This window comes from Rhodococcoides fascians NBRC 12155 = LMG 3623 (assembly GCF_001894785.1).
GTDB lineage: Bacteria > Actinomycetota > Actinomycetes > Mycobacteriales > Mycobacteriaceae > Rhodococcoides > Rhodococcoides fascians.
This window is the reverse complement of record NZ_BCWW01000008.1, coordinates 183,730-207,645: the sequence shown is the minus strand read 5'-3', so window position 1 is coordinate 207,645 and position 23,916 is coordinate 183,730. Positions and strand designations below refer to the sequence as shown.

Below are 23,916 nucleotides of genomic sequence, written 5' to 3'. Positions count from 1 at the left end.
TCAGGTCAAGTAGCGGTAGACCGGCGAACCCGGCTCCAGCTGCTCCACCTGAAGGTGCGAGGACCGCATACGTTCGAGGAGGGCCGAAAGGCCGTGCGCCGCACCGAGTTGGATGCCGACGAGCGCGGCACCGGTCTCCCGGTTGTTTCGCTTGACGTACTCGAACAGGGTGATGTCGTCCTCGGGCCCGAGTACCTCGTCGAGAAACCGACGCAGTGCGCCGGGCTCCTGCGGAAAGTCCACGAGGAAGTAGTGCTTGAGGCCGAGGTGGACGAGCGATCGTTCGAGAATCTCGCCGTACCGTGAGACGTCGTTGTTTCCCCCGGACACCAGGCACACGACGGTACTTCCCGGTGCGATGTCGAGATGCTCGAGCGCGGCGACCGCCAATGCGCCTGCGGGCTCGGCGATGACCCCTTCGTTCTGGTACAGCTCGAGCATTGCGGTACAGACCGCGCCCTCGTCGATCTGGGTGATCAGGAACGCACCGGGGCCGGAGCTTTCGAACACCGGCGCGGTGATCAGGGGCAACGATGCATGGGACACCACCGTCGCGCCCAACGACTGCAGCGCCGAGTACGGAACATCGCCGATACGCCGGACCGCCGCCCCGTCGACGAACGGATCGATATCCGACAGCGTCACCGGCCCACCAGCAATCAACGCAGCGGTCATCGACGCAGCACCGGATGGTTCGACGCCGACCAACGATGTCTGCGGAGCGCGCTCACGCAGATAACTGGAGATACCCGCGATGCAGCCGCCCCCGCCGACGGGCATCACCACCACATCGGGTGCGCCGCCGAGCTGATCGACGATTTCCTTGGCGATCGTCCCTTGGCCCGCCACCGTTCGTGGATCGTCGAACGGCGGGACCATGGTGGCACCGGTACGGGCCACGTCTGCGGCAGCCGCGGCAGCTGCGGCGTCGAACGTGTCGCCGATGACAATGAGCTCCACGAAGTCGCCTCCGTGCACCCTGATTCGGTCACGCTTCTGCTTGGGGGTGTTGGCCGGCACGTAGATCCGACCTCGCACCTGCATGGACCGACAGGCGAATGCCACACCCTGCGCGTGGTTCCCGGCACTCGCCGTGACCACGCCGACGCTGCGCTCGGCCTCGGTCAACTGATCCATCAGGTTGTACGCGCCGCGAATCTTGTACGAGCGGACGATCTGCAGGTCTTCGCGTTTGAGGTAGACCGTCGCTCCGGTCTCTGCCGACAGGCGCTCGCACAACTGCAGGGGTGTCGCGGCGACCACCGAGGAAATTCGCATCGCAGCTGCATCGATGTCGGCCGCGGTGACGGCTACCGACGAGGGGTGCTGGGAGGCGAGCTCAGGTGATGAAGACACCAGCACATGCTGCCACCAGCGTGGAACGGTCACCCACTCGGGACCGTTCCACGGGCAGGCCGATCGCGCTCAGGCGCGCGCGAGGACGAACACCGGGATCTCCCGGTCGGTCTTCTTCTGGTAATCCGCGTAATCGGGGTAGACCGCGACCGAGCGCTCCCACCACACGGCTTTCTCGTCGCCGGTTACCTCCCGAGCGACGTAATCATGCTTTTCGGGTCCGTCCTGCAGCTCCACCAGCGGCTCGGCCTTGACGTTGAAGTACCAGACGGGGTGCTTCGGCGCACCACCGAGGGAGGCCACGATGGCGTACTCCCCATCGTGTTCCACCCGCATCAACGGCGACTTGCGCAGCTTTCCGCTCTTGTTTCCCTTGGTGGTCAGCAGCACGACCGGCATCCCGTTCATCGTCGTGCCTTCGGTTCCGCCGGAGTTCTCGTACAGCTCGGCCTGCTTTCGGGCCCAGTCGGATGAACTCGGTTCGTATTCTCCTGTCAATGGCATGGTTTCAGTCAACACCCACGGCCGCCGAGACGCCACCGAATCTCGATCGTCGCAGCTCGGAACCATGAGTTCGGTGGACCGAATCTTTGCGTGGGTATAGTCTGAACTTCACCCGCCGGACACCCGAATCATCGAACCGGACGGGCGTACCCGAGGAGGACGCGATGACCTACACGAGCAACCAGGTGAGCCGTCGAACTGTCCCCGCCCTGCGCACGGTCGATGTCGCCGGAGTCGATTGGCCTCTGTACAAGCTCGAGTCATTGGCGATCGGGCTCGTCGTATTCGTCGCCACCCTCGCGCTGGTCGGATCACTGCAGGCAGCCGTCCTCGGCGGCGCGGCAGTCGCAGTCGCCGCGTGGTGGACTCTCCGATTGACCGAGGTCCACCCCGCCCGGACCGGCTCACCCCGTCAGGCAGCCGGGCCCCAGTAGCGCCTTCAGGTCTCCCATCAGCGCCGACGTCGGCGTTACCCGCAAACTGTCGTCGAGCTTCATCGTGGTGATCTTGTCGCCACTGACCAAACGTAGATGGACGTCCGAGGTCCCTGGGTGGCTGATCAACACCCGCTTGAGCGCGCCGACCTTGTCTGCCGTGCACAGTCGCGTCGGCAAACTCACCGCGAGCGGCTTGTCGATACCGATCGCCGAAAGATCCGGCACCGCAAGATCGTTCGCAATCAACGACACCCGGTCGTCACGCACCGACACGCGACCCTTGACGAGCACCACCGAGTCCTCGGTGACGTCGGCACCGAACACCGAGTAGGCCTGTGGGAAGAACAGCACCTCGATGCCGCCGGCAAGGTCCTCGAGCTGAGCCGACGCCCACGTCAGACCGTTCTTGTTGATCCGCCGGTTCACCGAGGCCAGAATTCCGCCGACGGTGACCTGAGTGCCGTCCTTGATGTCCCCTTCGAGGATCGTCGGGATGTTGCAGTCGGACTTCGCGGCCAACATGTGCTCGACACCGAGCAGCGGGTGGCCGGAGACGTAGAGACCGAGCATCTCGCGCTCGAGGGCCAGACGGTGCTTGGACTCCCACTCCTCGTCCGGCACGCGGACGTTGAACACCGAGGAGATGGACTCGTCGGCGTCCTCACCGCCGAACAGATCGAACTGTCCGATCGCCTCGGCCTTCTTGGTGCCCATCACCGCATCGATCGCGTCGGCATGGATCAACATCAGACCCTTGCGCGGATGATCGAGAGAGTCGAAAGCGCCTGCCTTGATGAGAGATTCGGTGACCTTCTTGCTGCACGCGATCGCGTCGATCTTGCCCAGGTAGTCCGAGAAGTCCGTGTATTTGGACTTCTCCGACCGCGCTCTGATGATCGATGCGACCACGTTCGTGCCGACGTTGCGCACCGCGCCGAGACCGAACCGGATGTCCTTGCCCACCGATGCGAAGTTGAGCTCGGATTCGTTGACGTCCGGTGGCAGCACCGTGATGCCGAGCTTGCGGCAGTCGGCCAGGTAGATCGCGGCCTTGTCCTTGTCGTCACCGACACTGGTGAGCAGGCCGGCCATGTACTCGGCCGGATAGTTGGCCTTGAGGTACGCCGTCCAGTACGAGACCAGGCCGTATCCGGCCGAGTGCGACTTGTTGAACGCGTAGCCGGCGAACGGGAGCACGGTGTCCCACAGCGCCTTGATCGCGGCCTCGGAGAAGCCGTTGTCCAACATGCCCTGACGGAATCCGGCGTACGCCTTCTCCAGCTCGGAGAGCTTCTTCTTTCCCATGGCACGACGCAGCAGGTCGGCCTGGCCCAGGGTGTACCCGGCGACCTTCTGCGCGAGCTGCATGATCTGCTCCTGGTAGACCACCAGGCCGTACGTCTCGCCGAGAATCACCTTGAGCGGCTCTTCGAGCTCAGGGTGAATCGGCTTGACCTCCTGCCGCCCGTTCTTGCGGTCGGCGTAGTCGTTGTGCGAGTTCATGCCCATCGGACCCGGGCGGTACAGCGCCAGCACGGCGACGATGTCCTCGAAACCGGTGGGCTGCATGCGGCGCAGCAGGTCGCGCATCGCGCTGCCGTCGAGCTGGAAAACACCGAGAGTGTCTCCGCGAGAAAGCAATTCGAAGGTCGCCGGATCGTCGAGCGGCAACGCGTCGAGATCGATGTCGATGCCGCGGTTGGCCTTGATGTTGTCGATCGCGTCGCCGATGACCGTGAGGTTTCGCAGACCGAGGAAGTCCATCTTCAGCAGGCCGATGGCCTCGCACGACGGGTAGTCCCAGCCGGTGATGATCGCGCCGTCCTGGGCCCGCTTCCACACCGGGATTGCGTCGGTGAGCGGCTCCGAGGACATGATGACCGCGCAGGCGTGCACGCCCGCGTTGCGGATCAGGCCTTCGAGGCCCTTGGCCGTCTTGTAGATCGTGGCCACGTCGGGGTTGGAGTCGATGAGCGCTCGGACCTCGACGGCCTCCTTGTAGCGCTCGTGCGACGGATCGGTGATGCCGGCCACCGAGATGTCCTTGGCCATGATGGGTGGCGGCAGAGCCTTGGTGATCTGATCGGCGATGCCGAAACCGGGCTGGCCGAACTGCACACGTGCGGAGTCCTTGATGGCAGCCTTGGTCTTGATGGTGCCGAAGGTGATGACCTGCGCAACCCGGTCGCTACCCCACTTCTCCGTGGCGTAGCGCACCATCTCACCGCGACGACGATCGTCGAAGTCGATATCGATATCGGGCATCGACACACGCTCGGGGTTGAGGAATCGCTCGAAGAGCAATCCGTGCGGGAGCGGATCGATGTTGGTGATGCCCATGGCGTAGGCAACCAGGGATCCGGCGGCGGAACCACGGCCCGGTCCGACGCGGATGCCGACCGCTTTCGCGTGGTTGATGAGGTCGCCGACCACGAGGAAGTAGGCCGGGAAGCCCATCTCCAGGATCACCTTGATCTCGTACTCCGCTCGCGCGAGGTAATCCTCGGCCGGACCGTCGGGGAACCGACGTTCGAGTCCGGTCATGACCTCGTGCCGCAGCCACGTTCCCTGCGTGTATCCCTCGGGAACCGGGAAGATGGGCATCCGGTCGCGGTGCGCCCACACCTCGTCGTAGGGCTGGACTCGCTCGGCGATGAGGAGCGTGCTGTCGCATGCACCGGGTACCTCGTCGTCCCAGAGAGCACGCATCTCGGCAGCGGACTTGAGGTAGTAGCCGTCGCCGTCGAACTTGAAGCGAGTGGGATCGCTGAGCGTCTTACCGGTCTGGATGCACAGCAGAGCCTCGTGGTTCTCGGCGGCGTCCTTGGTGACGTAGTGGCAGTCGTTGGTGGCCAACGGCGGAATGGACAGCTTCTTGCCGATGTCGAGCAGGCCCTCTCGGACTCGTCGCTCGATGGACAGACCGTGGTCCATCAACTCGAGGAAGAAGTTGTCCGGTCCCCAGATCTCCTGCCACTTGGCCGCGGCCTCGAGTGCTTCGCGGTCCTGGCCCAGACGTAGGCGCGTCTGAACCTCACCGGACGGGCAGCCGGTGGTGGCGATGATGCCCTCGGCGTGCTGAGCGATGATCTCCTCGTCCATCCGGGCCCACTTGCCGAGCTGACCCTCGATGGACGCCAGCGAGGACAGCTTGAACAGATTGCGCACGCCGGTCGCGTTCTCCGCCACCATCGTCATGTGCGTGTACGCACCGCTACCGGAGACGTCGTCGGACTTCTGGCTTCGGTCGCCCCACAGCACGCGCTTCTTGTTGAATCGGGATTCGGGAGCGATGTAGGCCTCGATACCGATGATCGGCTTGATGCCGGCCTTCTTGGCCTCGTTGTAGAACTCGCTGGCTCCGTACATGTTGCCGTGGTCGGTCATGCCGACCGCCGTCATCTCCAACCGCGCCGCCTCCGCGAACATGGCCCCGATCTTGGCGGCACCGTCGAGCATCGAATATTCGGTGTGGTTGTGCAGATGAACGAACGAATCGGCCACGAAGGTTCTCTCCTGAAGGTCGTGCGTTTTCGAAAATACGAGCCGCGAATGCACCCACTCTAGGCGGTGGAACCGACAGATTTTTCAGGCCGACGGTGTGTCCTGGGAGGACGTGACGGGTGTGACGAACGAGACTGAAGTTGCCTCATTCGGCGGGAACCGGCCCGTCGTCCGGCAGCGGCCCGACGACGTCGATGTACTCCGGAAGCAACGGCTCGACGGCGAACTTCCCGGACACCGCGTCGGGCGGAAGTGCCTCCACCGCCCGCACCCCGTCGCGGCCTGCCACCTCGCTCAACTCGGCCGCGGTGCCCCGCACGACCACCGTCACCACGCATGCGCATCCGCTCAGCAACCGGCGCTGCGACACAGCGTCTATCTGAGCCTGCCGGTCCTCCACGCCGAACGATTCCTGGATCTGGCCGGCAGCGCGCGCGGTCGCATTCAGTATCGACCGTTCACTGCCGGGAACACCGACTGTGAGGATCGGAGTTTGCACGCGATCGAGCGGTACTCGAAAGAGCACCATCGAGATGCGCACGCCGTTCGCGGCGGCGTAGGCCTGTTCGGCGGTGAGTTCGCGATCGAACGACACCGATCCCCAGCGAGGTTCGGCATCGTTGCCGAGCAGACTCGCCTCGGCGCGAGCCAGGTAGTCGGTCACCTGCTCGCCGCTCTCCGGGCCGAGCCGGTCGGTGCCCACGCGCAGCTGCCGTTGCGGGTTCAGATGGCCGACGACGGCCAGGCCACCGACCACCAGAGCGATCGTGACGACGACACCGACCACACCCGAGACTCCGCGCATCACGCCTTCCGGAGCACCTCGAGAGCGTGTTCGAGGTCTGCCGGGTACTTGCTCTCGATCTCGACCCAGCGGCCGTCGGACGGGTGCGCGAAGCCGAGCGAACGCGCGTGCAGCCACTGACGTTCCAGGCCCAACCGTTCGGCCAACCGCGGGTCGGCCCCGTAGGTCAGGTCGCCGCAACACGGGTGCCGCAGCGCCGAGAAGTGCACGCGGATCTGGTGTGTGCGACCGGTTTCCAGGTGGACGTCCAGCAGGCTCGCGGCCTGGAAGGCCTCGACCGTGTCGTAGTGGGTGACGCTGGGCTTGCCGTCCGCGCGGACGGCGAACTTCCAGTCGTTGCTGCCGTGCCGTCCGATCGGAGCATCGATGGTTCCACTGCTCGGATCCGGATGTCCCTGCACCAGGGCGTGATAACGCTTGTCGATCGTACGAGCCTTGAACGCCCGCTTGAGCACGGTGTATGCCCGTTCGGACGTCGCGACCACCATCACCCCGGACGTTCCCACATCGAGTCGGTGCACGATGCCCTGACGCTCGTGCGCGCCGGACGTGGAGATTCGGAAACCGGCGGCCGCGAGGCCGCCGATGACGGTCGGCCCGGTCCAGCCCACACTGGCGTGCGCGGCGACGCCCACGGGCTTGTCCACGGCCACGACGTCGTCGTCGGCGTAGAGAATCTCCATACCTTCGACCGGCTCGGCCTCGATCGTCAGCTCACGTGCAGGTTCGGGCAGAGTCACTTCGAGCCACGACCCACCCGAGAGGCGATCGGACTTCCCGACGGCACTGTGATCGACCAGCACCGAGCCCTCTTCGGCCAAGGCTGCGGCGACCGTGCGCGAGAGCCCGAGAAGTCGCGCCAGGCCGGCGTCGACGCGCATGCCGTCCAAACCGTCGGGCACCGGCATGGAACGCGATTCCCTCACGAGTCGGCCTTCTGCGGGGCATCGGACGTGGACTTCGTCACCCGTTCGCCGTTGGGCTCGAAACCGAACAGGCTGAGCGCGACGAGCAGGATGGCCCCGCACACGATGGACGAGTCGGCGACATTGAACACCGGCCACCATCCCACCGATACGAAATCGACCACGTGACCCTGGAACGGGCCCGGTGCGCGGAAGAACCGGTCGATCAGGTTGCCCAGAGCGCCGCCGAGAACCAGACCCAGACCCAGCGCCCACCACGGCGAACGCAGCGTTCGACCGATCTTCACGACCCCGATCACCACGGCCACGGCGACCAGCGTCAACAACCACGTCATTCCGGTGGCCATGGAGAACGCCGCTCCGGGATTGCGCACCAGCCGCAGTGTCACGACGTCGCCGATGATCTCGATCGGGTTTCCAGGCTTCACGAAGTGCACCACCACGATCTTCGTGATCAGGTCGAACAGCAGAATCACTGCAGCGATCGCCACCAGGAGTCGGGTCCGCAAAGGTGCGGCGGGCCGAAGCACAGCACTGCCGGCGTCGGACACCTGCCCGTCTGCAGCCTCGCTGGGTTCGGGGGTTGCACTGGTCTCGGTGGTCGGATCGTCGGGTCGGTCGTCACTCACCCGTCCATCATGGCGCATCGACAACCTTCGGTCCGCATCCGAGCCGCGTGGTAGCGGTCTGCGCACACGGTGTCATCAGTAGCCTGGTGCCCGTGAAGTCGACCGAACGCACCCGCACCGTCCGCTCCGGCTTCGTGGCCGCATCCTGCGCAGTGGCTCTACTGGCCGGATGCTCGAGCGGTGATCCAGATCCTGCACCCGAGCAGACCCCGTCCTCGAACGAGGTCACGATCGCGGTGACGCCCACGACCACCACCGTCGTCGATCCCGGTAGCGAGCCACGGCGCGCGCTCACCTTCGACAGCTCCGACACGGACGCGCAGAACCAGAGCGTCGACCTCACCACCACCTCGACCGTGCAGCAACAGATCAATGCTGCTGCGCCGCAGGACTTCTCCAGTCCGGAACTGACCGTGCCGCTGACTGCCTCGGCGTCCGACACCGTGCCGGACGAGGACGCGTCGAGCGGGGCCACGACCTCCGTCGAGCTGACCATCGGGGCGGCGACGTCACCGGACGCTGGACTGACCGACGCACTCTCCGCATCCGATGGATCGACTGCACGATTGGCCAGGACCGATTCCGGAGCGATCACCGCTCTGCACATCACGCCGGCCGACGATGCCCTCGATACCGCCCGAGCCGCGATCGAACGCTCCTTGAACGCGGCCGTGTACCGATCCATCGACTTTCCCGAGGCGGAAGTGGGGGTCGGCGCGGTCTGGACCGTCGATCAGCAAGTGCTCAGCGGCATCACACTGAACCAGCGCACCACGGTCACCTTGCGTGCACTCGACGGCGACCGCGCGACCCTCGACGTGGCCATCACCCAGACGCCCGAATCGTCGGTGTGGAATCTGCCCGACAATGCGGGCACGCTCAACATCGCGTCCTACACCTTCACGGGCGCGGGAACACTCGACGTCGATCTCTCCCGACCACTTCCGGTCGGAGGTGCGATCACCGCGGGCGGCGAGCAGATGTACACCGACCCCGACAGCACCACGGTGCTTCGGCAAACCGTCGGCGATTCGATCACCTGGACCGCCCGATGACGCGCGCTGCCACCCGAGTACTGGCGACGTTGTCGATTCTCGGGATCGCTGCCACCGGATGCAGCACGAACGAGCCTGCCGAAACGGCCACGCCTGCCGTCACCACCGTCGCGGCTCCCGACCCGCTGCGCGGTCCGCCCATCACCGATCCGGCCGCGCTGACTGCCGCGATGCTGGGACTCGCAGACCTGCCGGACGGCTTCTCCTCGATTCCCGATCCGGTTCGTGATCTGGGATTGGATCCGGCACCGGAGTACGACTCGCCTGATCGCTCGAGCACCGACCCGGCCGAGTGCGCCGCCGTCCTCGCGCCGGTATCGCAACAGCAGGCCGGAGCCGCGTCGAGCGCCGTGGTTCGCTTCTCCGGGCCGAATTTCTCGTCGATCGACGAGGACGCGGCGAGCTATCCCGTGCCGGGAGCCGCCGAGGCTTTCGCGAACATTCAGCGAGCGTGGGCCGAGTGCTCGACGTTCACCGGAACCGACGCGGACGGTATCGGCGTCGACTACTCGGTGGCGGGGCGTGACCAGACGACCATCGGCGACGCGTCCGCATCGATTCGACTGACCACCACGAGCGAGGGCTTCACGCTGGTCTCCGACGTCGTGGTGGCGGTGGTCGACTCGACCGTGGTGCAGATCGTCGTCTCCGACCAGAGCGGACTCGAACCGGAGACCGTCACCGCCGTCGCGGGGTCTGCAGCGGATCGCATTCGATCGGCCGTGCCCAGCGCCTGACCGCCGTCCCTACACAAGACGAACTGCCGGTGACGCCCTCTCGAAAAAGGGTGTCACCGGCAGTTCGCGGTTGGTCAGAGACGATCGGCAGGACTCAGGGTGCGGGGCACGCCGGGCTGGTCAGCTGCGCGAGAGAAACGATGCCGCAGGCGTTCTCCTTGGAGAGCTTCCACACACCGTCCTCGGGGACGAACTTGAACGTGCCGGGGTTGGCCTGGCCGTTGAGGGTGATGGTGATACCGGCGTTGAGCTCACCGGTGCCCAGATCGTCGATGCTGGTGATCTCGATCTGTGCGTTGTTGGCCACAGCAGCGGCGGCAACCTGGTTGATCAGACCCGGATCCTCGGACGCACCCTGGATCAGAGCAGCCTTCTCCTCGACCGGAACGTTGGGATCGAGTCCGCGGTTGAGCTCGGTGTTGAGCTGCTCGACGGTGGGCACCGGCGGGTAGTCCCCGCCCGCGGGTGGCGCGGCGGTGGTGGTGGCAGCCGTCGTCGTCGTGGCCGTCGGCTCGTCGCCGCCACCGGAGCTGCAGGCAGACATCGTCAGTGCACCGGCGATGGCGATACCGGCAACCATGGCCCGTCGGGTGTTGCGAAGCTTCAAGTGCTTGTCCTTTTCACTCTGAGTCACGTATCGATCGTTCTGTGACTCGTCGGTCGTCTGTATTGGGGTCGTCTCGGACCGAGTCCACTATGTCAGCTCGACTCGCCCGAGTCACAACGCGAAGGGCATACCTGTGAAACCTCACAGAGTTTCCTCAGCCGCGCCACAACTCACGCCAAGCTGTCCAGAACATCGGCCACGACCAGGTCGGTGTCCGATTCTGCAAAGGTGCGGGCCGTTCCCGGACCGGTGGTCCGTGTCTCGAAACGGACCGTCACCACCGAGTGTCCCGCGCCCTGCACCCACCCGTGACCGTACCGAACATGCCGAACGTCCATACCCGGTTGCCACCGCGGACCGTCCTCGACGACGGCGAGATTCGCGGCCTCCTCCGTCGCGGGTAACGGCTCGTCCGGGACCGGAGCAACCGGCTCGTACTCGAGTTCGGGGAACAACGATCCTTGCCGAACCGCGGACAAACCGGCGAGCCCTACACCGACGAGCCGGATCGGTCCGACATCCACCGGATCGACCGCCAACCGCTGAGCAGTGGCCACGATCGTCTGCTTGTCCACCGTCGCGTAGGGCAATGTCGCCGATCTGGTGATGATGCTCATGTCGGACTTACGCAACTTGAGCACGACCGTGCGGGCCCCCCGGCCGTCCTTCAGCAACCGGCGATGAGTCGACTCGACGATGGACTCGATCGCCGGGCGTAGTTGAGCGAGAGTCGTCAGGTCGTTCGCGAACGTCGTCTCGGCACTGACCTGCTTGGCCTCGGCCCGCTCGGCCACCATCCGGTTGTCGATGCCGCGCGCCAGCTGATGCAGGCTCGGGCCCATGGTCGCACCGAGAATCGACGCCACTTCCGACTCGGGCGTAGCCACGAACTTGCCGATGGTGTCGATCCCCAAGCGGTGCAACCGTTCTCCGGCAACAGGGCCGATCCCCCACAACTTGCGCACCGGCAGATCGGCCATCAACTCGGCCTGGATGCCGGGCGCTACCACCGTGATTCCATCGGGTTTGGCCAGACCCGACGCGATCTTGGCGATCTGTTTCCCGGACCCGGCACCGATGGAGGCGACGAGCCCGGTCTCTGCCAGTACCAGCGCCCGCAGATCGGCACAGAAGCGCTCGACCTCGGCCACCGTCGCGCCCGCCAGCTCGAGCGGCTCGCCGAAGGCCTCGTCGATCGAGAGCTGTTCCAGCACGGGCATGCGCACCCGAAGCGCCTCGAAGGCACGTCTGCTCAGCTCCGAGTACAGCGGGAACCGCGGCGGCAGGACCACTGCGCTCGCACCGACGAGTCGACGGGCCTGATGCATCGGCATCGCCGAACGAGCCCCGAACGCCCGGGCCTGGTAGCTGCACCCGGCCACCACGCCTCTGCCGCCTGCACCGCCGACCAACACCGGCCGACCCCGCAGCGTCGGCCGAGTCAGCTGCTCGGCAGACGCGAAGAACGCGTCCATGTCCAGATGCAACACCCAACGCCGGCTCCGCAGAGTCCGATCGACACTGTCGGGCATGGTCAACGACGGCCGTCGGGCGGCTCGGACGGGGCGTCGGCACCGAAGCCGAGCACACGTGCGGCCCGCTCCGGTCCGGGATCGGACCACCGTGCGGAGTACTGCTCCGTCGTGGTCAGCGACCGTGTGTGCGCACGATCGATGTACAGCGTGCCGGCGAGGTGATCGCTCTCGTGGGCCACGATCCGTGCGGGCCAGCCACGCACCACCTCGTCGATCTCTCGGCCGGTCTCGTCGGTGCACAGAAGCCGGACTTCCGCGGCGCGGGTGACGACGGCCTGATACCCCGGCACACTGAGGCAGCCCTCGTAGAACGAGGCCGTGCGTCGCCCTACCGGGGTGTACCGAGGATTGATCAACGCTCGGAACGACAACGGGGTGCGCTCCCGGACCCGGGCGACGCCCTCGGCGACATCGAAGAGATCCTCGATCACCGCGATCTGCAACGGAATTCCGATCTGCGGTGCAGCAAGGCCGACACCGGGCGCATCGTGCATCGTCGCACGCATCACCTCGATCAACTCCGTCAACACATCACGCTCGAGCTGGCCGGTGTAGCGCAGCGCCGGGGCACGCAGCACCGGATGGCCGGCGGCGACGATGGGAACGACGCCGCCGCGAGCCTCGGAGAGACGCTCGTGGACGGCATCGACCACCTCCTCCTCGGTCACGACGACCCGGTGCCCCTCGCTCATATGCCCTCGGTCACGACGACTTCGTGATCGCTGCCCGAACTCCCTCACCGAGATCGCTGCCGTCGTCGCCGACCGAGCCGTCGACCAGCGACAACGCGAGTACCTCGCGCGCGATCAGATCCCGATGAGCGTCCAGCCACGCCCGTCGATGTTCGGGTACCTCGATGACGATGTCGATACGGTCGGACACATCGAGTCCGTGGCTACGACGCGCATCCTGCAGCTCACGGATGCGGTCCTTGGCCCAACCCTCGGCCTCCAGCTCTTCGGTGACCGCCGAATCGAGCACCACGAGTCCTGCGTTCCCGGGCAGCGGTGCCGTCGATTCCGGCTCCGCGGCAACGAGTCTGCGGGTGTACTCCTCGGGCAGCAACGCAATGCCTGCGGCGCTCACGACACCGTCTTCGTCCTCGGACCAGTCACCGGCCTTGACTGCCTTGATGACCTTCTGGACATCCTTGCCGATTCGCGGCCCGGCAGCGCGTGCGTTCACGACGAGCTCGAATTTGCCGTGCACGGCAACGTCTTCGGTCAGATCCACCTTCTTGACGTTGACCTCGTCGGCGATGATGTCGAGGAACGGACGCAGACGCTCGGCGTCGGCGGCCGCGACGGTCACCTCGGGCAGCGGCAGCCGCACGCGCAGATTCTGTGCCTTACGCAGACCGAGCACCGTGGAGCACACGGTACGAACCTCGTCCATGCTGTCGACCAGCTCCGGGTCGGACGGCAACTCGTCGGCCGTCGGCCAATCCGTCAGGTGCACCGATCGGCCACCGGCCAACCCGCGCCAGACCACCTCACTGATCAACGGCAACAACGGAGCGGCGATGCGGGTGAGCACTTCGAGCACCGTGTGCAGGGTGTCGATCGCGTCGGCGTCCTCGCCCCAGAAGCGTGAACGTGACCGTCGCACATACCAATTGGTCAGTGCGTCACAGAACGTACGCAGTTCGTCGCACGCCCCGGCGATGTCGTTCCCTTCGAGCGCGTCGGTGATCGCATCCCGCGTGGCGGACAGTTTGGCCAGCACGTATCGATCGAGCACATGCGGAGAATCGGTCCGCCACTGCCCCGGCGTCGACGCGTAGAGCTGCAGAAAGCTCCACGCGTTCCAGATCGGCAACAGCGCCTGCCGTACTCCCTCGCGGATGCCCTGCTCGGTGACGATCAGGTTGCCACCGCGCAGAATCGGCGACGACATCAGGAACCACCGCATGGCATCCGAGCCGTCGCGATCGAAGACCTCCTTGACGTCCGGGTAGTTCCCCTTCGACTTACTCATCTTCAGACCGTCGTCACCGAGCACGATGCCATGGGCGGCAACGGTTTTGAAGGCAGGCCGGTCGAACAGTGCAGTCGCGAGCACGTGCAGGGTGTAGAACCAGCCGCGCGTCTGACCGTTGTATTCGACGATGAAATCGCCCGGGTTGTGCGTCTGGAACCACTCCTCGTTCTCGAACGGGAAGTGCACCTGCGCATACGGCATCGAGCCCGATTCGAACCAGCAGTCCAGCACCTCGGGAACGCGACGCATGGTCGACTTGCCGGTCGGGTCGTCCGGGTTGGGACGCGTCAGGTCGTCGATGTACGGCCGATGCAGATCGGTGGGACGCACACCGAAGTCACGCTCGAGTTCGTCCAGGCTGCCGTACACGTCGAGACGAGGGTAGGCGGGGTCGTCGGACGTCCAAGCCGGGATCGGGCTGCCCCAGTACCGGTTTCGGCTGATGTTCCAGTCGCGGGCACCTTCGAGCCACTTGCCGAACTGGCCGTCCTTGATGTGCTCGGGCACCCAAGTGATCTCCTGGTTGAGCTCGACCATCCGATCGCGGAACTTGGTGACCGCGACGAACCACGACGGAACCGCCATGTAGATCAACGGCTGACCACTACGCCAACTGTGCGGGTACGAGTGCTCGATGGTCTCGTGCCGCAGCAAGCGGCCCGAGGCCTTGAGATCCTTGATGATCACCGGATTGGCGTCGAACACCATCAGGCCCTCGTAGGGCGGCACCAACGACGTGAATTTGCCGCCCGCATCGAGCGGTTGCACGACCTCGATACCGTTCGCGGTGGCGACGTCCATGTCCTCCTCACCGAATGCCGGTGCGAGATGGACGATTCCGGTGCCTGAGTCGGTGGTGACGTAATCGGCCTCCAGAACGCGATGCGCATTCTCGTGGCCGAGGAAGAAGTCGTAGGGCGGTGCGTAGGCGAGGCCGACCAACTCCGCGCCGGTGTGCTCCGAGAGCACCTCCGGCTCCTCCCCCAGTTCCTTCGCATAGTGCGCGAGTCGGGCAGAGGCGAGCACGTAACGCTCACCGTCGGCACCGCGGACCTGAACGTAGTGCACCTCCGGATGCACCGCGATCGCGAGGTTCGACGGCAGAGTCCACGGAGTGGTGGTCCAGATCAGTGCGTTCGCGCCGTCCAGGGGTGTGCCCGGTGCCGTCAGGGGCATGGTGACGGTGACCGCGGGGTCCTGACGCATCTTGTAGGCGTCGTCGAGCCGGGTCTCCTGGTTGGACAGCGGCGTCTGCTCGTACCAGCTGTACGGCAGCACTCGGTAGCCCTGGTAGATCAGGCCCTTGTCGTGGAGCGTCTTGAACGCCCACATGACGGACTCCATGAAGTCGACGTCGAGGGTCTTGTAGTCGTTGTCGAAGTCGACCCACCGCGCCTGCCGAGTGACGTAATCCCGCCACTCGTCGGTGTACTGCAACACCGATTGCTTGCAGTAGGCGTTGAACTTCGCCAGGCCCATCTCGTCGATCTCGGACTTGTCCTTGATGCCGAGTTGCTTCTCCGCTTCCAATTCGGCGGGAAGGCCGTGGCAGTCCCACCCGAAACGACGCTCGACCTTCTTGCCGCGCATGGTCTGGAACCGGGGCACGAGATCCTTGACGTACCCGGTGAGCAGATGGCCGTAGTGCGGCAAGCCGTTGGCGAACGGAGGTCCGTCGTAGAAAACGAATTCCTCGGCATCGGCGCGGTTGTCGATGCTGGCGCGGAACGTGCCGTCCTCGGCCCATTCGTGCAGCACGATGCGCTCGAGATCGGGAAACGGAACGCTTCCCGATCGACCTTCGGCCAGATCCACCAGCGGGTACGACGCGTTCTCGGTGCGTGCGCTCGAATCTGTCATATCTGTCTCCTCCGTGCCGGACGCGTACAGGACGCGACATCGATTGGCACGGGGACGACATTCGGCGATGGGGACGCCGAGTACCGCGGTACCACCCCGCTTGCTCGGACCGATGGAACCCGTCGGACCGAGCCTCTCCACACGAGCTGTGACGGGCTCACCCGTTCGGTTCTACTGAACAGCCCATTTCGGTCGTTGCAGACCGAATCGTCACTGTCGTTCTTCCGAAGGCTCCCCGGTGATGGCCGGATCGACGCCTGATTGTTCTTTCGTCTGACAACCGTCGAACTGATGTACTGCCCGCCTGATGCACTACCGCGTAGATGCTACTTGTCGATCTCGGGCGGTGGCCGTCGCCCGAGCAGGGCCCCGACCAGGAGCAGCACCGCCCCGACTATGCAGATCACGATGCAGGCCCAGGCCCAGACGACCGATCCGGTCATCAGGGCCAACACCAGGAACCCGAACCCGACAGCCGCCGCGCCGAGGGTCAGAATCAGCACAGGATTCCTCGCTCACCACTCGACGCTACAACCGAGCCCGACGCTGCCCCGAGAGGCAGCGTCGGAGAACGATCGCGTCAGTTGTTGCCCTTGGCGTACGACTGGCTGTAGCCGGACGTCTGGTTGTCCTGGTTGAAGTTGTCCTGGCCGTTGTCCACCGGCAGCGCCGAGGAACGGTTCTCGAGCTCTTCGAGCTGCGATTCGAGGTACGACTTGAGGCGCACCCGGTATTCGCGCTCGAACGTCTTGAGCTGCTCGATGCGACCTTCCAGCACGGACCGCTGCTGGTTGATCGTCGCCATGATCTCGGTGTGCTTGCGCTCGGCGTCGGCCTGCAATGCGTCGGCCTTCTCCTTGGCCTGGCGAAGCTGGGTCTCGGAGCGAGTCTGTGCATCGGTGAGCAGCGACTCGGACTTCTGCCGCGCTTCGGACATCATCGACTCCGAACGAGCCCGGGCATCCGACACCAGACGTTCGGCGTTGGTGCGCGCATTACCGAGCAGCTGCTCGGACTCCGTCTTCGCATCGCCGGTGAGGCGGTCCGCCATCTCCTGCGCGAGACCGAGAATCTTCGCGGCCTGCATGTTGGAGTCGCCGCTCTGCTGCGGTGCTGCGGCCACGGGAGCGACCGGCGCGGGCTGCTGAACCACCGGTGGCGGCTTGGGGGGATCGACCGGCCGCTGCGGCTCGGCTTTCGGTGCGGCGACCGGAGCCGACTGTGGGCTCTGGCGCGCAGAGTTCTTGGCGTCCGTAAGCTCCTGGTCGAGCTCACCGACGCGCTGGCGCAGGTCGGCGTTCTCTTCGATCAGTCGGGACAACTCTTGCTCGACGAGGTCGAGAAATGCGTCGACCTCGTCTTCGTTGTAACCGCGCTTACCGATGGGCGGCTTGCTGAACGCAACGTTGTGCACATCAGCTGGAGTCAGCGGCATGGAAGGATCCCTTCACGCGTCTTGGGGCGGTAGAGCAAGCATTCAGTTATATGCCATTCCGCGCGAGTGCAGAACAATCAAACTGTAACTGGCGTCCATTCTGTCACACGGGACACGCAGCTTGCGCTGGGTCCCGAGTTCTAACATTCCATCTTCGGCCTCAGGCCGCGAGGCTGCTGGTCACATTCCACAGAATGAACACGACGAACAGCAAGACCATGATCGACAGGTCCAGTCGCACACCACCGAGGTTGAGCGGCGGAATTATCCTGCGCAGGAACTTCACGGGCGGGTCGGTGACCGTGAAGATCGCCTCCAGAAGGATGACGACCAGCCCGGTCGGTTGCCAATCTCTCGCGAAAGTCCTGATGAACTCGACGATGATTCGACCGATGAGAAGGAGCCAAAAAAGAAACAATACGATGTTGATCACCGTGAACACGATCACGGCTATACTCTGCCTGACTTCGCCGGGCTGAGCAAAGTGCGCTGGTCACAGCTCCGACTTGCCGCCCCAAGGGGAGAAACGATCACTGCTGGCTGTAGAAGCCGGTTTCCGCGATTCGCCTGCGCTCCTGCGGGGATACATCGACATCGGCGGGCGAAAGCAGGAACACCTTCGTGGCCACCTTGTCGAACGATCCTCGGAGTGCGAAGGCCAATCCGGCAGCGAAGTCCACGAGTCGCTTGGCGTCGGCGTTGCTCATTTCGACGAGATCCATGATGACCGGAGTACCGTCACGGAAACGCTCACCGATGGTGCGCGCCTCGCTGTAGTCCCTCGGGCGCAGGGTGGTGATCTTCGAGAGTGGGCCCCCGTCGTCGACGATCGGGCTGCGTCGCGTCTCGGCCCGCACGTCCATGCGGGTGTCCATCGCCAGCGCGCCACGGGTGGCAGCGCCTCGGGTCGACGGTCCTGCTGTGCCGCGTGCGCGTCCACCGATCGGAGCGAGCGTCGCAGCGGGGCGAGGAGCCTCGTAATCGTCGTAATCGTCCTCGGCCTGCGCGTGCCGCGAGCCACCGAACGACGGCTTGACGAAGTCACGATCGTCGATGTCGTCGTAACCGTCACGGCCACCACGGGGACTGCGGCGGGTGTCCGGATCGTCGAGGTAGTCGTCCTCGTAGTCCGCGAGCGGAACCATGCCGAAGTACGCCTTGAACTTGTGCAGGGTGCTCATCGTTCTGCCTTCCGTGGCCGTGTCTACTGTCCATCTCCAGGTTCGCAAGTGTCTGTTGTGACTGATGTGATCCGTGGACTGTTATTGGGAGGCTATCGGCCGCGCACCGAGTATTGCGGTACCGACACGCACGCACGTCGATCCGTGTCGCACAGCAGCTTCCAGGTCCCCCGTCATGCCGGCCGACAACTCGCGGGCATCTTGATGATCACGCAGAAGTCGCTGATGCAGCACTTCGAGATCACCGAACGCAGCGTCCGCATCGGCGTCCAACGGAGGTACGGCCATGAGTCCGGCCAGACGCAAGCCGGGTGCGGTCGACACCGCGTCGGCCAACTCGTACAGGTCCCCGCGTTCGACGCCGCCGCGGTGGACATCGCCGTCGAGACTGACCTGAACGAGGACGTCGAGCGGCGTCGTCCGAGCGCCGTCGTCGAGTGCTGTCTCGGTGGCCTTGGACAACGCGGTGACCAACCGAGCGCTGTCCACCGAGTGAATGGAGTGCGCCCACGCAGCGATGGACTTCGCCTTGTTTCGCTGGAGATGCCCGATCATGTGCCATCGGGGCGGATCAACGCGGAACTCCTCTGCGGTCTCGGCCACTTTGGGCGACGCATCCTGCTCTCTGGACTCGCCGAACTCACGGCAGCCCAGCTCGTACAGGATCCGAACGTCGGACGCGGGGAAGAACTTCGTCACCGGCAGCAGAGTCACGGTCGAGTCTTCTCGACCTGCGTCCGCACATGCTCGCGCCAATCGTTCGCGTACCGACGCCAACGCGGCGGCGATCTCGGCAGCTCGGTCGGTGGGCTCGCTCACGACATCCTCTCCTGGCCGGAGTCGGGAACCTCGTCTGCGGATGCGGAATCCATCCACACGACGCTCGCGATACGGCCGGTCGAACCCTCCCGGCGATGGCTGAACAGGGTGCGATCCTCGATGGTGCACCGGGGATCCTGAGCCACTCCGTGCAGGCCGGCGGCAATCAGCTGCGCGCGCACACCGGCCGGGATATCGAGACCGGGGGTGTTCCGAACCGTCGTCGTCGCGCTTCCGGGAAGATGCTTGTCGACGTCGGCGCGCATGTGGGCGGGTACCTCGTACTGACGCCCACTGGCCGCCGGGCCGAGGAGGGCCCCGATCCTCTCCGGGACCGCGCCCAGCTCGACCATCGACGCGAGTACTCGAGGAATGATGCCGATGCGGGCACCGACACGGCCGGCGTGCACCGCGGCGATCACGCCCGCCTCTTCGTCGGACAGCAACACCGGAACACAGTCGGCCGTCAACACCACGAGCGCGAGATCGCGTTGCGTCGTCACCAACGCATCGGTCATGGGAACGGGCTCGGACACCGGCCCGTCCACCACCGTGACGGTGCGGCCGTGGACCTGCTCCATGAACACCATGCGTTCGATGCCCATACCCAAACGGTCACCGAGGCGTCGACGGTTGGCCTCGACAGCAGCCGGGTCGTCGCCTACGTGGTCACCGAGATTGAAGGTGTCGAACGGCGGGGCCGACACGCCGCCTGCTCGCGTCGTCGACACCCGCCTGACCCGAAAGGAGTCACTCACCGCCGCATGAAGGACGGTACGTCGACCTCGTCTTCGCCGTCGTCCTCGGCGACGGGAACGCGGCGTCCGGATCCGACCGACTCGCGGCCTTGACCGCCGGAATCCCGGCCGTGACCGGCTGCGGACTCGCGGCTGGACGATTCGCGGTTCGACGAACTGGACGAGTTCAGCGGGGGCAGGCTCGATCCGCTGGGTGCGCCGACCGGGTCGCGGAACACAGCGCCCTCGGAGCTGTCGTTCGAGCGTGAGGAGACCTCCCCCGAGCGCGCCGATCCGATCGGGCCGCGGGTGGATGCCGCTGCCTCGACCGGACGACGCGTGGGCGTTCCTCCGTCGAACCCGGCGGCGATGACGGTGACACGAACCTCGTCGCCGAGAGAGTCGTCGATGACGGTTCCGAAGATGATGTTGGCGTCGATGTGCGCAGCTTCCTGGACCAGCGAGGCGGCCTCGTTGATCTCGAACAGGCCGAGATCCGAGCCACCCGCGATGGAGAGCAGCACTCCGCGGGCACCTTCCATGGACGCTTCCAGCAGCGGCGAGTTGATCGCGGATTCCGCGGCCTTGATCGCGCGGCCTTCACCGCGGGAGGAACCGATGCCCATCAGCGCACTGCCTGCGCCGGACATGACGCCCTTGACGTCGGCGAAGTCGACGTTGATCAGCCCGGGGGTGGTGATCAGATCGGTGATGCCCTGAACGCCGTTGAGCAGGACCTCGTCGGCACTGCGGAACGCATCCATGAGGCTGACGGCTGCGTCGCCGAGCTGAAGCAGACGATCGTTGGGGATGACGATGAGCGTGTCGCAGGATTCACGCAGCTGCTGGATACCGGTGTCGGCCTGGCCACCACGGCGCTTGCCCTCGAAGGAGAACGGACGCGTCACGACGCCGACGGTCAGCGCGCCGAGCTTGCGCGCGATGTTGGCGACGACGGGAGCACCGCCGGTACCGGTTCCGCCACCCTCACCTGCGGTGACGAAGACCATGTCGGCACCCTTGAGGACCTCTTCGATCTCGTCCTTGTGGTCGTCCGCTGCGCGGCGACCCACCTCGGGGTCGGCACCGGCACCGAGTCCGCGAGTCAGCTCACGGCCGACGTCGAGCTTGACGTCGGCGTCACTCATCAGCAAGGCCTGAGCGTCGGTGTTGACGGCGATGAACTCGACTCCCTTGAGTCCCTGTTCGATCATCCGGTTGACCGCGTTCACGCCGCCGCCGCCGATGCCGACGACCTTGATTACGGCGAGGTAGTTGTGCGGGGGCGTCATGGGCTCTCGCCTTCCGTGGATTGTTGCTCGAAAAATGTGGAAAACCCTCAACCTAAACCACAGGCTTAGAGTTATGTCAAGTACTCGACTGATCGGAACGCTATTCACCGACGGCCACGATCGCCATTAGGCGCGCCGATGCCGCGCCGAAAATATGAGCCTTTCGGACCCGTTGCTATTTCGTGGTCGGAAGATCGGGACTGGACACGTCGAAAATCTGACCCGGTTGCGACAGCAGCGCGATGGCCACCGCCCCCTTGCGCTCGGAGTTGTCCTTGTTCCCCCACACGACGGTACGCCCGTCCAACAGCAGGATCGAGATGTCGGACAGCGTGCTCGCGCGCACTTCGCCGACCTGACCTCGAATCAGCGGCGGCAGCGAATCGAGTACAGCCAGTGCATCTTTCGTCACCGGATCGCCGAAGACAGGATTGTCGGTCACCAGTCGGACCACCCCGGGCGGAGGCGGTGCGACGGCGAAGTCCACGCCGGTCGCATCGAGCAAGTGAGTGCCGTCGGGAGAATCGACGAACGCCACCGGGACACGTTCTTCGACGGTGACCTGCACGGTGGACGGGTATTTCCGTTGTACCCGAACCGATGCCAGCTCCGGTATCGACGCAACACGCTGGGCCGCGGCCGCGGCGTCGACACGGACCAGCGGCAGGCCGGTCGGCACCTCGAGTCGGTCGAGGATCTCCTGTTCGGACACCGACGAGGCTCCCACGACCGAGATCGTCCGAACCGACAGCAGCGGCGTGAAGTAGACCAGTACTGCCGACCCGACGATCACTGCGACAACCGCCACGACGGCAAGCACCGCGCGACGGCGTGACCGTTTCACGCGAGCGCGCTCTTCTTCCCTGGCCTGCGCGCGAGCTTGCCTGTCTGTGACCGACGACGTCGAATCACCCTGCCCGGCAACGGGTTCCGATCTGGAAGCGCGGTCTCGATCGGACCGACGAGTCACGTCGACGGCCGATCCTTCGGTACCGCGCGGCCGGTCGTGGCACCGAAATCGGTTTTGGAACGAAGGGCGTCGAGAATGGGACCGCCGAGCATGGTCACGTCGCCCGCACCCATCGTGATCACCACGTCGCCGGGACGGCTGAGATTGGCCACCTGCTTGGCGACCAACGACAGATCCGGTTGGTAGTTCACCGGTTTGGTCACCGACGCTGCGACCAAGGCCCCGGTCACACCGGGCAGGGGTTCCTCGCGAGCGCCGTAGACGTCGAGCACCACGATCTCGTCGGCCAACGACAGTGCGGTACCGAATTCCTCGGCGAACGTCGCAGTACGTGAGTACAGATGCGGTTGGAACACCACCACGACCCGCCCCCGCTCGCCCGGAAGTGCTTGACCCGCGACCAACGCCTGCGCAGCGGTCAGCACGGCCCGCACCTCGGTGGGGTGATGGGCGTAGTCGTCGAACACTCGTACTCCGTGCTCGCGTCCGGTGAACTGGAACCGCCGGTGCACTCCCCCGAATCCGGTCAGCCCGGCCAGCAACTCCTCGACCCCCGCGCCCACCTGGCGGGCAGCCACGAACGCCGCCAGGGCGTTGAGGGCGGTGTGCCGTCCCGGTACTCCCAGCCGAACCGTGCGGGCAGAGTCCTCACCGGCGATCTGCAACTGCGCGACGCCGCCGATGTCCTCGGGCTCCCAGGCCAACAGGCGAACGGCCATCTCGACCGGTCCGGCGTCGACGTCGGACGACCCGTAGCCGAGCACCGTCACTCCGGGGAGATTCTTCTCGACCACGCGGCGGGCCAGAGCTGCCGAACCCGGATCGTCCATGCATGCCACCAGCACACCGCCCGGGTGCAGCAGCGCGGCGAAATCGTCGAACACCTTCACGTAGGCCTCGGTCGTACCGAAGAAATCGAGATGATCGGCCTCGATGTTCGTCACGATGATCACGTTCGCGGAGTACTGCAACAGCGAACCGTCACTCTCGTCCGCCTCGGCGACGAAGACGTCGCCACTGCCGTGATGCGCGTTGGTTCCGGCCTCGTTGAGCTCACCGCCGACGGCGAACGACGGGTCGAACCCACAGTGCTGCAGTGCGACGACCAACATCGATGTGGTCGACGTCTTGCCGTGCGTGCCCGACACCAGCAGGGTGCGGTACCCCTCCATCAACGACGCGAGGACGGCGGGCCGCAACACCACCGGAATCCCGCGATCGCGAGCCTCGACGAGTTCGGGGTTGGTCTTGGGTATGGCCGCGTGGGTCGTCACGACCACGGTGGGGCCGCCGTCGATCATGTCCAGCGCGCTTGCATCGTGCCCGATTCGCACCAGCGCACCGCGGGCTCGCAGCGCCAACACCCCGCGCGATTCCTTGGCATCCGATCCGGACACCTGACCACCGCGCGCCAGCAGAATGCGTGCGATCCCGGACATCCCGGCACCGCCGATTCCCACCATGTGCACCCGTTCGAGCTCTGCCGGCAACTCCGACATCGCCGCACCCTCAGTTGTCACGCGGACGTCTCCCTCGTTCTGTGGCAT

At 65.4% G+C, this 23,916-nt stretch carries 22 protein-coding genes; 3 read left to right on the top strand and 19 right to left on the bottom strand.

Annotated features, from left to right (window positions below; translation table 11 throughout):
* Together ilvA and RFA01S_RS17940 are read right to left on the bottom strand one after the other, a co-directional pair.
* On the bottom strand, positions 1-1,356 hold the full coding sequence (gene ilvA / locus RFA01S_RS17945) for a threonine ammonia-lyase IlvA (RefSeq protein ID WP_027497324.1): 1,356 nt from the start codon (positions 1,354-1,356) through the stop codon (positions 1-3).
* 69 nt (positions 1,357-1,425) lie between these two features.
* Positions 1,426-1,860 carry a nitroreductase family deazaflavin-dependent oxidoreductase gene (locus tag RFA01S_RS17940; RefSeq protein WP_027497325.1) on the bottom strand — a complete coding sequence of 145 codons (435 nt, stop codon included), beginning with the start codon at positions 1,858-1,860 and terminating at the stop codon, positions 1,426-1,428.
* 164 nt (positions 1,861-2,024) lie between these two features.
* Between RFA01S_RS17940 and RFA01S_RS17935 the strand changes: the two genes are divergently transcribed.
* Positions 2,025-2,294 (top strand): hypothetical protein, encoded by a 270-nt coding sequence (locus tag RFA01S_RS17935; RefSeq protein ID WP_051365162.1) that lies wholly within the window; start codon positions 2,025-2,027, stop codon positions 2,292-2,294.
* Here RFA01S_RS17935 and dnaE read toward each other — a convergent pair.
* From dnaE to lspA, 4 genes are all read right to left on the bottom strand, one after another.
* Positions 2,265-5,801, bottom strand: coding sequence for a DNA polymerase III subunit alpha (dnaE, locus tag RFA01S_RS17930; RefSeq protein ID WP_027497326.1), 3,537 nt, complete (start codon positions 5,799-5,801; stop codon positions 2,265-2,267). The two genes, RFA01S_RS17935 and dnaE, sit on opposite strands and share 30 nt — an antisense overlap.
* A 145-nt stretch (positions 5,802-5,946) precedes the next feature.
* The gene (locus tag RFA01S_RS17925) at positions 5,947-6,606 is read right to left on the bottom strand and encodes a hypothetical protein (RefSeq protein WP_032374345.1); all 660 of its coding nucleotides are present in this window, start codon (positions 6,604-6,606) and stop codon (positions 5,947-5,949) included.
* The gene (locus RFA01S_RS17920; protein WP_027497328.1) at positions 6,606-7,532 is read right to left on the bottom strand and encodes an RluA family pseudouridine synthase; all 927 of its coding nucleotides are present in this window, start codon (positions 7,530-7,532) and stop codon (positions 6,606-6,608) included. Before RFA01S_RS17920 ends, RFA01S_RS17925 begins: the two co-directional genes overlap by 1 nt.
* Positions 7,529-8,161, bottom strand: a complete 633-nt coding sequence (gene lspA / locus RFA01S_RS17915; protein WP_032368097.1) for a signal peptidase II — start codon at positions 8,159-8,161, stop codon at positions 7,529-7,531. The genes RFA01S_RS17920 and lspA overlap by 4 nt, the downstream gene beginning before the upstream one ends.
* A 92-nt stretch (positions 8,162-8,253) precedes the next feature.
* Between lspA and RFA01S_RS17910 the strand changes: the two genes are divergently transcribed.
* Together RFA01S_RS17910 and RFA01S_RS17905 are read left to right on the top strand one after the other, a co-directional pair.
* Positions 8,254-9,216, top strand: a complete 963-nt coding sequence (locus RFA01S_RS17910) for a hypothetical protein (RefSeq protein WP_230592093.1) — start codon at positions 8,254-8,256, stop codon at positions 9,214-9,216.
* The gene (locus RFA01S_RS17905) at positions 9,213-9,953 is read left to right on the top strand and encodes a hypothetical protein (protein ID WP_032368098.1); all 741 of its coding nucleotides are present in this window, start codon (positions 9,213-9,215) and stop codon (positions 9,951-9,953) included. Before RFA01S_RS17910 ends, RFA01S_RS17905 begins: the two co-directional genes overlap by 4 nt.
* A gap of 94 nt (positions 9,954-10,047) precedes the next feature.
* Here RFA01S_RS17905 and RFA01S_RS17900 read toward each other — a convergent pair whose 3' ends face one another.
* From RFA01S_RS17900 to murC, 13 genes are all read right to left on the bottom strand, one after another.
* The gene (locus tag RFA01S_RS17900; RefSeq protein ID WP_174557287.1) at positions 10,048-10,533 is read right to left on the bottom strand and encodes a WKL family lipoprotein; all 486 of its coding nucleotides are present in this window, start codon (positions 10,531-10,533) and stop codon (positions 10,048-10,050) included.
* A gap of 197 nt (positions 10,534-10,730) precedes the next feature.
* The gene (locus RFA01S_RS17895; RefSeq protein WP_052060551.1) at positions 10,731-12,092 is read right to left on the bottom strand and encodes a DNA polymerase IV; all 1,362 of its coding nucleotides are present in this window, start codon (positions 12,090-12,092) and stop codon (positions 10,731-10,733) included.
* 2 nt (positions 12,093-12,094) lie between these two features.
* Positions 12,095-12,787, bottom strand: coding sequence for a peptide deformylase (locus RFA01S_RS17890; RefSeq protein ID WP_080729221.1), 693 nt, complete (start codon positions 12,785-12,787; stop codon positions 12,095-12,097).
* Positions 12,788-12,797: 10 nt separating this feature from the next.
* Positions 12,798-15,935 (bottom strand): isoleucine--tRNA ligase, encoded by a 3,138-nt coding sequence (ileS, locus tag RFA01S_RS17885; protein ID WP_032406825.1) that lies wholly within the window; start codon positions 15,933-15,935, stop codon positions 12,798-12,800.
* 326 nt (positions 15,936-16,261) lie between these two features.
* The gene (locus RFA01S_RS27850) at positions 16,262-16,438 is read right to left on the bottom strand and encodes a hypothetical protein (protein WP_032368099.1); all 177 of its coding nucleotides are present in this window, start codon (positions 16,436-16,438) and stop codon (positions 16,262-16,264) included.
* Positions 16,439-16,515: 77 nt separating this feature from the next.
* A complete protein-coding gene (gene wag31, locus RFA01S_RS17880) occupies positions 16,516-17,370 on the bottom strand; it encodes a DivIVA-like cell division protein Wag31 (RefSeq protein WP_032368100.1) in 855 nt (284 codons plus the stop codon).
* A gap of 160 nt (positions 17,371-17,530) precedes the next feature.
* A complete protein-coding gene (locus tag RFA01S_RS17875; RefSeq protein ID WP_027497338.1) occupies positions 17,531-17,818 on the bottom strand; it encodes a YggT family protein in 288 nt (95 codons plus the stop codon).
* Positions 17,819-17,900: 82 nt separating this feature from the next.
* Positions 17,901-18,551, bottom strand: coding sequence for a cell division protein SepF (locus tag RFA01S_RS17870; protein ID WP_032368101.1), 651 nt, complete (start codon positions 18,549-18,551; stop codon positions 17,901-17,903).
* A gap of 81 nt (positions 18,552-18,632) precedes the next feature.
* A complete protein-coding gene (locus tag RFA01S_RS17865; protein WP_032368102.1) occupies positions 18,633-19,370 on the bottom strand; it encodes a YggS family pyridoxal phosphate-dependent enzyme in 738 nt (245 codons plus the stop codon).
* Positions 19,367-20,128 carry a peptidoglycan editing factor PgeF gene (gene pgeF, locus RFA01S_RS17860; RefSeq protein ID WP_052060552.1) on the bottom strand — a complete coding sequence of 254 codons (762 nt, stop codon included), beginning with the start codon at positions 20,126-20,128 and terminating at the stop codon, positions 19,367-19,369. Before pgeF ends, RFA01S_RS17865 begins: the two co-directional genes overlap by 4 nt.
* Positions 20,125-21,399: a cell division protein FtsZ gene (ftsZ, locus tag RFA01S_RS17855; RefSeq protein ID WP_027497341.1), complete on the bottom strand. Its 1,275-nt coding sequence runs from the start codon at positions 21,397-21,399 to the stop codon at positions 20,125-20,127. The genes pgeF and ftsZ overlap by 4 nt, the downstream gene beginning before the upstream one ends.
* Positions 21,400-21,574: 175 nt before the next feature.
* Positions 21,575-22,243: a cell division protein FtsQ/DivIB gene (locus RFA01S_RS17850; protein ID WP_230593424.1), complete on the bottom strand. Its 669-nt coding sequence runs from the start codon at positions 22,241-22,243 to the stop codon at positions 21,575-21,577.
* Positions 22,244-22,365: 122 nt separating this feature from the next.
* The gene (murC, locus tag RFA01S_RS17845; protein WP_045841252.1) at positions 22,366-23,868 is read right to left on the bottom strand and encodes a UDP-N-acetylmuramate--L-alanine ligase; all 1,503 of its coding nucleotides are present in this window, start codon (positions 23,866-23,868) and stop codon (positions 22,366-22,368) included.
* Positions 23,869-23,916: the final 48 nt, after the last annotated feature.